The 13201-nt window shown below is 44.1% G+C and carries 10 protein-coding genes; 4 read left to right on the forward strand and 6 right to left on the reverse strand.

Going from position 1 to position 13201, the window contains the following annotated elements; translation table 11 throughout:
• Positions 1-129: 129 nt before the first annotated feature.
• Entirely contained in the window at positions 130-435 is a 306-nt protein-coding gene (locus tag D0T51_RS05170) for an HU family DNA-binding protein (RefSeq protein WP_163726143.1), read from the reverse strand.
• A gap of 883 nt (positions 436-1318) precedes the next feature.
• On the opposite strand from D0T51_RS05170, the gene mscL reads away from it, so the two are divergent.
• From mscL to D0T51_RS05185, 3 genes are all read left to right on the forward strand, one after another.
• Positions 1319-1747, forward strand: coding sequence for a large-conductance mechanosensitive channel protein MscL (mscL, locus tag D0T51_RS05175; protein ID WP_163726147.1), 429 nt, complete (start codon positions 1319-1321; stop codon positions 1745-1747).
• Positions 1748-1763: 16 nt separating this feature from the next.
• Positions 1764-2771 (forward strand): alpha/beta hydrolase, encoded by a 1008-nt coding sequence (locus D0T51_RS05180; RefSeq protein WP_163726149.1) that lies wholly within the window; start codon positions 1764-1766, stop codon positions 2769-2771.
• A 106-nt stretch (positions 2772-2877) separates the two neighbouring features.
• Entirely contained in the window at positions 2878-4317 is a 1440-nt protein-coding gene (locus D0T51_RS05185; RefSeq protein WP_239056695.1) for a capsule assembly Wzi family protein, read from the forward strand.
• Between the two features lie 5 nt (positions 4318-4322).
• On the opposite strand, the gene D0T51_RS05190 is transcribed toward D0T51_RS05185, so the two are convergent.
• Positions 4323-5060 (reverse strand): 1-acyl-sn-glycerol-3-phosphate acyltransferase, encoded by a 738-nt coding sequence (locus D0T51_RS05190; RefSeq protein WP_163726155.1) that lies wholly within the window; start codon positions 5058-5060, stop codon positions 4323-4325.
• 204 nt (positions 5061-5264) lie between these two features.
• Between D0T51_RS05190 and D0T51_RS12220 the strand changes: the two genes are divergently transcribed.
• A complete protein-coding gene (locus tag D0T51_RS12220; RefSeq protein ID WP_203583326.1) occupies positions 5265-5435 on the forward strand; it encodes a hypothetical protein in 171 nt (56 codons plus the stop codon).
• Positions 5436-5503: 68 nt separating this feature from the next.
• Here D0T51_RS12220 and D0T51_RS05195 read toward each other — a convergent pair whose 3' ends face one another.
• From D0T51_RS05195 to D0T51_RS05210, 4 genes are all read right to left on the reverse strand, one after another.
• The gene (locus D0T51_RS05195; protein ID WP_163726158.1) at positions 5504-6532 is read right to left on the reverse strand and encodes an aminotransferase class I/II-fold pyridoxal phosphate-dependent enzyme; all 1029 of its coding nucleotides are present in this window, start codon (positions 6530-6532) and stop codon (positions 5504-5506) included.
• A gap of 7 nt (positions 6533-6539) precedes the next feature.
• Positions 6540-9521, reverse strand: coding sequence for a glycoside hydrolase family 3 N-terminal domain-containing protein (locus D0T51_RS05200; protein WP_163726161.1), 2982 nt, complete (start codon positions 9519-9521; stop codon positions 6540-6542).
• A gap of 40 nt (positions 9522-9561) precedes the next feature.
• Positions 9562-12393: a bifunctional fucokinase/fucose-1-phosphate guanylyltransferase gene (locus tag D0T51_RS05205; RefSeq protein WP_163726163.1), complete on the reverse strand. Its 2832-nt coding sequence runs from the start codon at positions 12391-12393 to the stop codon at positions 9562-9564.
• Between the two features lie 96 nt (positions 12394-12489).
• A complete protein-coding gene (locus D0T51_RS05210; RefSeq protein WP_163726166.1) occupies positions 12490-13143 on the reverse strand; it encodes an AAA family ATPase in 654 nt (217 codons plus the stop codon).
• Positions 13144-13201 lie beyond the last annotated feature (58 nt).

The raw sequence follows: 13201 nt of genomic DNA on the forward strand, positions 1-13201 counted from the left end.
AGTGTTTAAAAACATATACACAAACTTTACATCACTTTTTTTACAACTATTTTTTGAAGAATTTACTACATGGCTTAAGATGAAGAGGTTAGAGATTGAGGAAAAAAACGGCTTTACACCCCTCTTAAATCAGATCCCTTCCTTTTTGAGTTGGTTTCGTTCTTGGTTTAATGCCTCCAATAAAGCCTTTCCCGGTTTAAATTTCACACTTGTCCGAGATTCAATCCGACACTCCTCCCCTGTTTTAGGGTTGCGCCCCATGCGTTCCGTTTGCTGCCAGGAAGAAAAAACGCCAAAGCCTTGCAGTATGATATACCCATTTTGTTGGAGTTCATCAGTCAATACCTCTTGCATTGCACTGATAAACTCATACGACTCCGCCTTACTAACCGACAATCTCTTTGCTACACTCTTTGCCAAATCCGCTTTATTCATAATCAAACACTTTTTAGAATACACTTTTTATACCTCACACAGGGGTTGACTCAAAAGTCTTCCTAAACACTGAGAGCACGAAGAGATATTTATAAGACGGAGTTCACAGAGGGAGAAAGCGCCAATAGCGCTTCTCTGTGCCCTCCGGGATCCTATATTTTCTTGCCCTCTGCGTTTTATATTCATAAAAAATCACTTTAAGGTCAGCCTCTGATCGCAGATCAGATGAAAGGCTTTGTTATTCATACCCTTCCCCTAGAATACATCTGTTCTGTTCCGCCAAAAGTAAAACGTGCAAGCGACTATTCCTTGCTACTCAAAGTGTATTTCCACTCCCTTCACTTACAAAATACACAACTGCGTTCTATTAAATATCCGGAAAACGAAACAAAAAGCCTTTTCTCTAAGAGTACATTTGATTTTCACATATTGCATATTCCTTTCCCCTCTTTTGAAAAACATTCACACCTACGGCCCACAATCCATATACCAAGAAGGCCTTATTTTGAGCCTATATATATTAATGTATAAGGGGAGCTTCAGAGAGGGAGAGTGGGGTAGGAAACAGGGCAACACAGAAGGAGGCCGGGAATACTTGGATTTACCGATTTTTCTCAAGAACACCCGGGGGAATAAAATTGCTGACAATTGTCGGCAATTGTGCTGATATATGTCGACACTTGTGCCGATATATATCAGCAAAAGTGTCGACAGCTATCGGCACTTTTATTTATGCACCTTTTTAAATTTCCGAAATCGATTCTTATCTTTGCCTTGAAAACAAAGGCAACTAAAAAAAGAAAAACACGCAAAAGGGAGTTGGGAAGAACCAAATACCGCTTTTTTCAGTTATCTATAAAGAACTAAATAAAAAAGGGAAAATATGGGAAAGATGTTACAGGAGTTCAAAGATTTCGCCATGCGCGGTAACGTAGTCGACATGGCCGTAGGTATTATTCTGGGAGGTGCTTTTGGTAAAATAGTATCTTCTTTAGTAGGTGATATCATCATGCCGGCAGTAGGTCTGTTCGTCGGAGGAGTAAACTTTTCGGAGTTAAAAATCACGTTAAAACAAGCCGTCATGGAAGGAGGGGAAGTATTGACTCCGGCCGTATCCATCAATTATGGCAATTTTTTACAGATCATTTTTGATTTCCTCATTATTGCTTTTGTCATTTTCATGCTGATCAAAGGGATTAATGCTTTACACAAAAAGAAAGAAGCTGAAAAACCAGCCGCCCCTGCCGCTCCTCCTGCGGATATTCAGTTATTGACAGAAATCCGCGACTTATTAAAGAAAGAAAACAAATAATCCACAGGGAATATCTATGAGACAACGTTTGTTTACATACTGCTTGTTATGTATATGCACTTGTCTCCAAGCCCAATACAATCCGGACATTTTAGGCGGCAACTATCTATACCGCAGTTTGTCCATGCCTGCGGATTACGAAGGCGAAGTCGTTTGCACACTCATCAAAAAACCTGCTTTACCCCATGTAAAGCAGGCTGTTTTATATATACACGGGTACAATGATTACTTCTTCCAAAAAGAATTGGGGGATAGTATCGAAACACACGGGTATAATTTTTATGCATTGGATCTGCGCAAATACGGACGCTCCCTACGCTCCCATCAGGATCCGTTCTATTGCAAAAACCTGCGTGAATACTTTGCCGACATTGACACTGCCCTGCAGATTATTCACGGGGAGGGGAATACCGAGATTGTCTTAATGGCCCATTCGACCGGCGGGTTGATTGCTCCTCTTTACCTGAAGGAGTATCGCCCCCCTTTCGTAAGCGGACTTATACTGAACAGTCCTTTTTTAGACATGAATATGTCTCCCTGGATTGAAAAGATACTGATTCCTCTCCTTTCGTTTGTCGGGAAATTCTTTCCAGCGTTAACCGTTCAAAAGAACTCCTATCATTCATACGCCCACAGTCTTTTGCGTGATTTCAGGGGAGAATGGAGTTTCAACACGCATTGGAAAAGAATCCATGCCCATCCGAAAAAGGCAGGTTGGATACACGCCATCCATTCCGGTCAACAAAAGATCCAAAAAGGCTTGCAACTGGATTTGCCCCTATGGGTGATGTCGTCAGACAAATCTTTCCCTGAGTCGGATATTTGGGAAGAAGAATACGCCTATTCAGACATCGTATTGGACGTAAACGATATCCGGAGATACAGTTCTTCTTTAGGTCCTCAAGCGACTTACCAGGTAATCCCTGGCGGGAAGCACGACCTTATCTTATCCCAACCAGCGGCCAGAGCATATAGCTACCAGGTCATATTTAATTGGTTATCCATCGCTTTTCAAAGGGATTAAGGAAGCAGAGGGAAAATATATTTCCTTACCTTTGTCTCTCATTTAAAAAGAAAGGAATTGTATGAAATCGGCCCGGTTGATTTTCTTTTGTATATGTATAGGAAGTATGGCAATGCATGGATTGTCACAAACCTCCCATTCTCCCCAGAAGACATCGTATCAATTAGAAACCGTTGGTTCTGCTGCCACGGGGGATCATACCCCTTTCTGGATAAACAGCAATACATACGGCGTTATGCCTTTAGATGCAGGCAACGGCTATCTGCGCGGCCAAGTGCATCACCATCAATTGTTGGGTAATGGATTTTATTGGTCCGCCGGCTTGGACGCCCTCGTTGTTGCCCCTCGCGAAAAGAATGTCTACATCCAACAATTATATGCAGAGATCGGATATAAAAGCCTATTGTTATCTGTCGGAAGTAAAGAGCAATACATCTCCTTATGGGATAAACGGCTTAGTTCCGGAGATATGATTCAGTCGGCCAATGCCCGCCCTACCCCTGAGATAAACATCCAGATGCCCGCATTCACAGAAATTCCTTGGACAAAAGGCTGGCTGCAGGTAAAAGGCCATGTGGCCGTTGGCCGTTCTTTCGACAACGAGTACCTGAAAGATTTCGTCAACCCCACCCAGGAATACACCCAAGATATTCTTTGGCATCATAAATCAGCCTTCCTTCGATTAAAAGACAGCCGGAATCAGTTTCCGTTATACGGGAGTGTCGGTCTTCGCCATATAGCACAATGGGGAGGCAGCTCTACGGATCCGGCAATAGGCGAACAGCCCCATACATTCAAGGATTTCATGCGTGTCTTTCTGGGACGTTCCGGTGGCGAGGGAGCCACCAGCTCCGACAAAGTCAACGTATTGGGGTCTCATCATATATCTTATGATTTTCAAGTAGGGTTTGCACAGAAGGACTGGAACCTGCAAGCCTATTACCAGCATCTTTGTTTTGACAAATCAGGATTGACATTCAGAAACAGAACAGATGGTTTATGGGGGCTTCAACTGGATCTGCCCCGGTTTTCCCCGATTCAGAAAGTCGTCATAGAATATGTTACGACTAAAAATCAAAGCGGGCCGTTCCATTTCATCGACTTTGACCATGAAAAACATCCGGGACGCGGAGGAGGAGCCGATGATTATTATAACAATGGCGAATACCCAACAGGACTCTCCTATTTCAATCAGGCCATAGGATCTCCTCTACTGCCCTCTCCTATTTACAATAAAAACGGCACCTTGGGATTTCTCAACAACAGAATACAGGACTGGCATATAGGGCTGGAAGGGAATGTATCCGCAGTCGTCTTCTACCAGGCATTGATCACGGTAATGAATGGCTGGGGAACAGCCGAAGAGCCTTTCCTACGCCAGAAGGCCGGGGTATCTTTGGGGCTTAAGATAGATTACACCCCCCAACGATTGAAAGGATGGACCTTCTTCGGGTCGCTTGCCGGAGACACCGGCAATATATTGGGAGAAAAAAGTTATGGATTGAGTATAGGTATCCGAAAACAAGGCATACTGAAGACTTGGTAAAACACTTATTTAAACTCCTGCCACAAAGCAGAAGCAATCACCTCCCGTGTCTGGTCCGCCATTTGTTGCATTCCTTTATGTGACACTTCTATTCCTTCGGTTGAAATGGGGGGATGAATAATCATTTCCATGCGGTGGCGTCGCAAATTCAACGTTCCGATCGGCAACACATAAAAAGGTCCATTCAGGGTTATAGGCACAATAGGTAAATGTTGATCGAAAGCCATTTGATAAGCCCCCTTACGAAAACGGATCATCTTCCCATCGTAGGTGCGCGATCCTTCCGGAAAAACGACTACCGAAGCTCCTTTCTTCAGGCAACGCTCCCCCTCTTGCACACTCTTTGTGGCCGCCTTTGCCGTCGAATTATCCACAAAGATAAATCCTGCCGCCCGGCAAGCAGCCCCCACAAAAGGTATTTTCCCAATACTCGCTTTCATCACCCATTTAACAGGCACACCTAAAAAACCATATATAAGGAAAATATCAAATGCTCCCTGATGATTCGACACAAATACATATGATTGTTTTTTGTCCAGGTTCTCCCGGCCCTTCACCTCTATGGGGCAAAACATCAGATAACAAGTCAGGCGCGACCATATCATACCGGGGTAATAGGAAAAAAACTTTTCTCCCCCCAATAGACAACCTATGATAACCACCAATGCAGTAAGAAGCGTCAGCACCAAAAACAAGGGCACTGCAATCAACCAGGTATAAAATAGATATACTATTCGTGACATAGCTAAAAATTATATTACAAATATAATTGCTAAATTTTAGGCTTTTATCATTTTTATTCTAAAATATTTTCGCAATCGGGTTATTATTACTTTATTTGCAGAAAATAGGATGTGCCTTTGCAATTCCCAAAGCAAGCTTTTGAAATTGTATGCGGCCTTCGCTCTTTTTGCAATAGAAAACAATATATAAATTATCTATAAACCATGAGCGCATTAATTAAGAATCTGGGAGTAGTAGTACTTCTTATAGGTGTAGCCATACTTGCTGTACCAGCAATGACGGGTAATATGACCAATACAATCCTTCTTGTAGGTTTGGCAACAATCCTTTTAGGCTATATCGGACATATAGTCATCAATAAGAAAGTGCAGTAAGGCTCGATTAAAAGAAAATAAAAAGGCTGTCTTGTATAAGACAGCCTTTTTATTTTTCGCATGTTTGTTTATTGTTTTTCAAGCCATTCTTTAACAGCTTCTACCAATACGGCATTCTCAACACCTGTTTGTGTAGAAAGGCGGAAATAGGTTTCATCCAATCCGCGGAAGTTGGCTGCATCGCGAATCAATATACCATAATTATTCAAGAGGTACTTCTTCAGATCAGCAGCAATGCCCTTTTTCAGACGAACGAGGAAAAAGGTAGTAGCCGTAGATTGCACCTCCAAGCCATCCAGCTTATTCAACTGATAAATAAATTCGGCAGTCTCCCGTTGCCATTTACGGATAGGCAAAGTAAACTGCGCCGGATGAATCAAAATATACTTACTAGCTTCTATGGCAACCGCATTCACCGACCAGGGAATGATGTATTTATTCACCTCGGCTATAATAGAAGGGGAAGCTATCAGGTAACCAATACGTAAGCCCGGCACATCGTAAGCCTTGGATATCGACTGTACAATAACCAGGTTTTTATGCATTTTGATATCGGTAGGTTTCAACATATCCTCCGTCGTAAAAGCGGCATAAGCCTGATCGATGATAAAAGTTGTTTTTTTATTGGCTGCAATCAATGCCAATAGTTCCGTCCGATGAACCAGTTTGCCATCCGGATTGTTCGGGTTACATATCCAGCAGAAGTCCTGTCCATCGAGGGAAAGAGCCGACAAATCCTCCGCATTTGAGAAGAACGTTATCTCATGTTCATGCAAGCGGCAGGCATCTTCGTATTCAGAAAAAGAGGGATATAGAATGGTTGACTTTGCTCCTCTCCAAGCCTGCGCCAACAGATAGAAAGCAGTTATGGAGCCATTCGTTACAACCAGGTTATCTTCTTTGACTTCATACCGACGGGCTATGAGCCGTGTCAGGCTCGCCGCATTGGGTTCCGGATAACGCCTTACCTTATCAAAATGTGCATTCAGGTGATCCTGTAGTTTATCCAGGTTAGCACCATGCCATACGTTTGAACTGAAGTTTGTTTTCACTTCGTCTTTCGCATTATAAAAATCATCTCCGTGTCCGAATAACATATATTTTTCAATTAAAAGATTTATAAATAGCATCCTGAATACGTGTACGTATATCCAGGGAAAAGAGTTTCGTATTTGCCCGGTTGGGATTCACCCGGTTTGTCAAAAATATATAAATCAACTGATTATCCGGATCCACCCAAAAGCAGGTTCCCGTATAACCTGTATGTCCGTAAACAGAAGCCGGTGTCAACACCCCGCAGGGAGACGATTTACTATTTCCGGTCACCGGTTTATCAAAGCCCAATCCGCGTCGTGAATTCGGGCTCTTGCTTTGCGTGAACAGGCGGGTTGTCTCCCGGGATAGCAATTGTTCTCCCCCGTAAGTTCCCTGATACAATAAAAGCTGCAATACTTTGGCCAGGTCTTCCGCATGAGAGAACAAGCCGGCATTACCGGACACTCCTCCCTGAAATGCGGCTGCCTCGTCATGTACATAACCGCGCAATAACTGACGTCGTACAAACCGGTCATTCTCCGTGGGAACAATCTGTAGGGAATCCATTCGCTGCAAGGGGTTATAAGTTGTCGTCCGGGCGCCTAAACGATCATAGAATGAGGTACGCAAAAATTGATCCATCGGTTTATTCATTTGCTTCTCTACCATCATTTTCAACAAGATAAAGTTTACACAACTATACATATACCGTCCGCGGATTCCCAACCGGGAATCTTTTATTTCTTGTATAATCGTATCTTTAAACGTATCATTTACATAAAAATCACGCGCCACTTGTATGGAATAGCCGGGTTGTTTTCTGACAGAAACCATTTCAGGCAGATAAGAAAAATCATTCCTGACAAATGTCTTCGCGTCGAAGCGTATGGGGTGAGTTGTTTTTTTCGATGCGCTGTACAGGCTACCGGAATAGCTCTTTTTATCAATCGTTTTCAGATAAAAATTAATCGTAGGAATCAAGCCGGACTGATGGTAAAGAAGTTCCCGGATCATCAGCTCTTCTTTGTCCGAACCCTTTAATTCGGGTACAAACTCAGCAATCTTGCTGTTCAAGGTAAATTTCTTTTCATCATACGCCTTCATGACAGCCAATAAAGTACCCGATGCTTTAGAGACAGAGGCCAGGTCATAAACCGATTTATCCGTCACCTTCTGTTTCTTGTTCATATCTACATATCCAAAGGCTTTATTATAGACTATCATGCCATCTTTTGCCACCAACACCTGGCAACCGGGATAAGCACCTTCCGTCAATCCTTCTTTTACGATCGCATCTATCACATCCATACGCTGAGGGTTCAGCCCCACCTCCTCAGGCTCATGATATCCCAAACGCACCTGTTCTGTAAACATGCCCGTTCCCGCGAAATAAAGTCCCGGTATAGAGACGGGCAACTTACCTTTGGCTGGTACACCACCGAAAATCACCTGCGCCGCGTACTCCTGCGCTAAAGAAGTCGCTTCATAAGCCATCACCACACCCTTGGCATTTTTCACCGAAGCCTCATATTTGCTTGAGAAATAAGGCATAGTAAAAAAGGTAAGGATCACCTCTTTCTTTGCCGCCAACTCCCTCAAAGCCTGGGTTTCAGGTATACGCACTGTATTTATTGCGCAAATAATCACATCGTACTGTCCCAATTGGCGATAAACACTTTGTATCTGATCAGCTGTAGCATTACGTCCCAGACTGAAACAGGCTACGGAATCGTATCTGCATAACATCTTCTGAAAATCATTACCTACAACATCACCCAAAGAAAGTGCAGCTATCTTCCTCTCCCCTATCCCTTTTAAAGGCAGGCATTCAGCTTCATTCCGCACAATAGTGATAGCCTCGGCATTCAACTTTGCTACCAACCATGCCGCATGCGCCGTGTTTAATCGTTCGGACAATCCTTTTATCTCGATAGGTTTATACTCATTTAACCCAGCTATATATTTATAACGAAGCACCTTCAAACACCGTGCTTCAATATCTTTAAGATCGAGCACCCCCTCTTTTATCGCTTCCTTCACAGCCACGAAATCACTTATCGGAGCAGCCGAAGCCAATAATATATCATTTCCAGCCAATAATGCTTTCACACAGGCATTATCCGACTTACCCGCCGATGCCCCTTTCATAGCCAACGCATCCGTAAAACAAAGCCCCTGAAATCCCAGTTTCTTCTGTAACAAATCCGTGATTATAGATTTCGATAAAGAGGAAGGCCGGTTTGCCGTCTTATCCAATGCCGGCACAAAAAGATGTCCGGTCATAACACCAGCGAAACCTTCATAAATATACCGTTTAAAAGGAAGCAGCTCCACACTGTCCAAACGCTCCAAGGAGTGGCGCACAGCCGGAAGGGTATAATGCGAGTCGTCTGCCGTATCCCCATGCCCGGGAAAATGTTTAGCAACAGATAATACGCCCATGTTCTCAAGTCCACGAGCATAAGCAATTCCTTTCTCTGCAACGGCATCCGGATCTTCACCAAAAGAGCGCAGTCCGATTACAGGGTTGGCATGATTACTGTTCACATCCATATCGGGAGCGAAATTAATATGAATCCCCATTTCATTACATTGTCGTCCAACCTCTTCACCGTATGCTTCCAAAAGGGAGATATCCTCTATGGCTCCCAGCATCATATTTTTAGGGAAACGGGTAGTCCCATCCAACCGCATAGACAAGCCCCATTCTCCATCCAGAGAGATCATCAAAGGGATATGGGATGCCTTTTGCAAGCGGTTCGTCACCTCCGCCTGTGTCTCCGGATTTCCTTTATGGAAAAGAATACCCCCTACTTTCACCTCATTCACATACCGCATAAGCAGTTGCATATTGCGGTTATCCAAAGTCGGATTGGCTACCGGCATAAACAATTGCCCGATGCGTTCATCATAACTCATCGCATCAAAGACTGAATCAACCCAATGATTCATTTTTTCTTTGTCTGCCTGGCGATACAGGTTGGGAACCGTCTGTGCCTTAGCGGCAATTATATACACACAACAAATCAGTAAAAAACACCCTCTTTTCATCCTCTCTCTTTTTCTTTATTTCACATCAAAAAACGACCGTCTATGAACGGCTCACCTGCAATCCTTTCACAGACAGACTCATATCGACAAAACGAGCATTCGGACGGCCCATTTCCTGCGTGAGTATCTTTCGGATATGCAAAACTGCTTCAGGATCTTTGGCTACCATATAAAGGTACCCCCCTCCTCCCGCACCCGGCAGTTTATACCCCAGACAATAATCTTTTATCCGATCGATAATCTGTTCGACAGCCGGAGGATTCGTACCCTCATCCAATAATTTATTCTGTTCCCAGGTTTTAGCAACACCTTTTCCGAATTGCTCAAAATCACCACTCTGGATGGTCTTATACAATTCGAAGGCATGAGCTTTCATATCAGACAACAAAGCCAGGTGCTTGTGACTATTGAGAAACATTCCCTGTACAATCTCTGTCAGTATATTCTTTGCCACTCGCGTAATCCCCGTATAATAGAGCAGATGACAAGGTTGGTATTCCGGATCCGTAAACAGATATTCCGGCAACCAGCGCACCTGCGGTTGTTGACAAAAACCTTCAGTTGTCTGTAAGAATTTCACCCCATGCAATATGCCTCCATACTGGTCCTGCCATCCTCCACCGGTGGTCAATAACTGTTCCAATATCAATGTCCGGTTGGCAACTTCATTCTTATCCCAGTTCAATCCGCAGAAGTCGGCAAGCACCCCCAAGACCGTAGCGGCCAGGATCGAACTGGTTCCCAAGCCGGAACCGGCCGGTATGGCAGACAACAGTGTGATCTCTATACCTCCGCCCAAAGCCTTCAACTGTTCTTCCAGGGAAGAATAAGTCTCTTTGGAAAAGGCAGGGATAAATCCGGCCAATGCCAATGCCGCCTTCGGTATGGAAAAGGGAGAGCCCACCTTGGTAAAACATTTCAATTCCTCCCAGGTAGAAACGACCTCCATCGCTCCCATATCGATAGAGCGAAGAATAATGTGATAATCGGTCGATGGCTTGATATACACCTGCAAGGGAGGTTGTCCATTTAACTCGACGGCTACATTCACCACACTGCCGCCGGCATACAGACAAAAAGGAGGAGTATCACTCCATCCACCAGCCAGGTCAATGCGAACAGGACTACGCCCCCAGACGATCTGATCCTTATATACATTCAATACAGGCCATTGCTTCCGATCACTCAATGTGTCGATCAGGCCTTCCCGCAAAAAAGAATAAGCCTCCTGCTGTTCCTCTTGAAAAGGTTTACCGGATAATTGCAACACCCGGGATTGAAACATCCGGTTATGCATTTGCGTAAACAAGGAGGTCTCTTTCGGCAAAGCCGCCGGCAAAGGGATATCTGCTTTCACAAAGGCCTCAGCCGCATCGTCCAGATCCAGTTGATAAAAGACACTGCGTTCGTAGTTATGGGCTAATAAGGCCCAATCCCGCTGACGAAAATGTTCCCGCTGCAAGACTAAACGAGACAGATTGGCCTCGTCTGAAAGCGTATTGGCAGACACTTTTTTAGCCCGCTCCCATATCTCTTTTCCTATTACCAATTCCGGTTCGGCAATCATCCAGCGCAAAACCAGTCCTACATCATCTATTGAATAACATATCGGAAACAGAGGAGCATATTGTATATCCGCAAAGTCTTCTAATTGAATGTTCCGTTGCTGCAACCACTCATGGATCGGTCGATTCATAAACCGGGTTGAATCATCCGATAGAGCACCCGCAAATAAATCATGGAAGCCATAAGGGCGTATTACATATCCATTCTCTTCTATTGGAACTACGTCCACACAACTTCCGGCGGGTAATTTCAATGGCCAGTGATTCTCCGGGACGCCCGTTATGATATGCTGATTTTGCAATTCCCATTCCTTAGCCACATAGCTATTCTCTATCCATACATCCGAATTAGCCGCAGTCAGGCGATAATGCATTTCAGCGTTTTGCACAAACATCGCCGGATGTGGCTTCACCTTGCGATGCATAATCTGCCGTTGGTCATTGACCAGGTTCTGAATAGCCCGTGTAGAAGAAATCAACTCACGGCTCGTACCAAAATGGTAAAATTCCCCTCCATTAAGCGGAAGGATAGCGACTGTCAGCTCCTGTAATTCCGGATCTGGCTTCTGCGGATGCTGCCCCAAAGCCAATCCGAACTCACTATACAAATCATAAAACTGTATATTCTTTCCGTCTTGCGACTTCTTACGCAAGAGCTCAACCGCCCGGTCACTCAATAACCATATACCCACATCCATCAGAAAGAAATGACTTCCGGACAATCCGGCCAGTTCTTCCAATGAGGGCTTTTGCAACATATAATCCAAGGTATCCGGTGAGTTTCTACGAGACAGAAATACCCCATGATGGGTAGCCCGCTCTGGCTCTACCCACAAACCATAACACACCACATCGGCTTCGGGTATAGGTTGCAAAGGCTGGTCGTAGCGAATATAGACATCTCCACTGGCAATCAAGGTATGCAAAGACTCCGGTGCCTTTTCCATTATCTTTTCAAATAAAGGCAGTTGGAGAGAAAGTAAATTCTGGGATAACTTTTGCCCCCTGGCCCATCTAAACACCGGGACAGGCGTCAATATCTTCCCCGAGGGAGCATAAGCTGGCAAACGACGACTCTGTCCTGCGGCATGCAACAGGATGCGTTTTTCCTGTGCCAGCCACTGAATAAAAGAAGTATCTGCCTGTTCACTTTGCCGGCAGGATTCCAACAGCCAGATCGTTCCTCCTCCTGATCCGACACGTGCCCCGACGGGATCTGAAGTACAAAACCATTCTTTCCGGCTGACATTTTCTATCTGATGGAAATGAGAGACCAGGTTAGGGGGTAACGATAGTAATTTTTTCATACGTCATTGTTTATATTGTTTCGGTCGCAGGATACTCGCACAAATACCATTGCCTCTGGCAAAACCGTTTGAAGAGCTCGTTTCATATCATGCTGTTTATCCAAAATGAGGAGTACGTGGCCGCTTGTCCATTCTGCGCACTACAAAATCTTTCATAAAAGCAACCGTCTCGTCCACACCCAATACAGAAACATCGATCGAAAAATTATAAGAGGAGGCTGCCCCCCATATTTTATTCGTATAATAATTATAATAAGCCGCCCGCGACTTATCTGTCTTTTTCATCAATTCCTTTGCTTCTTCATCACTCAATTTCATATCCTGATACTCTTTGATGCGTCGAATACGATCCTCTTTCTTATTGAGAATAAAAAAACTTATCAGATCCGGATCCTCGCGCAAAATATAATCGGCACATCTGCCCACCAATACACAAGATTCTTTTTCCGCCAACTTCCGGATCGCATCGCTTTGTATTTGAAACAAACCGTCATGGGATAAAAAGTCCGTGTACGGCATATACATGCCCATATAGGAATAACCGGTTGTCAAGGCATACGACAAACCACTCGCCGTTCGTTCATCGGCTTTCTCAAACACCTCTTCACAAAGTCCGCTTTCTTTTGCGGCTACGGACATAAGCTCTTTATCATAATAACTTATACCAAGGGCTTTTGCCAACTTCTGTCCTATTTCACGACCTCCACTTCCGAATTGTCGTCCGATTGTCAATATGATCTTGTTTTCCATGAGGTTATACTTTTAATTCTACAAATATAATAAATCGGTGAAAGAGTAACGATAACAA

The organism is Parabacteroides sp. 52, assembly GCF_010500925.1.
Lineage (GTDB): Bacteria > Bacteroidota > Bacteroidia > Bacteroidales > Tannerellaceae > QVMG01.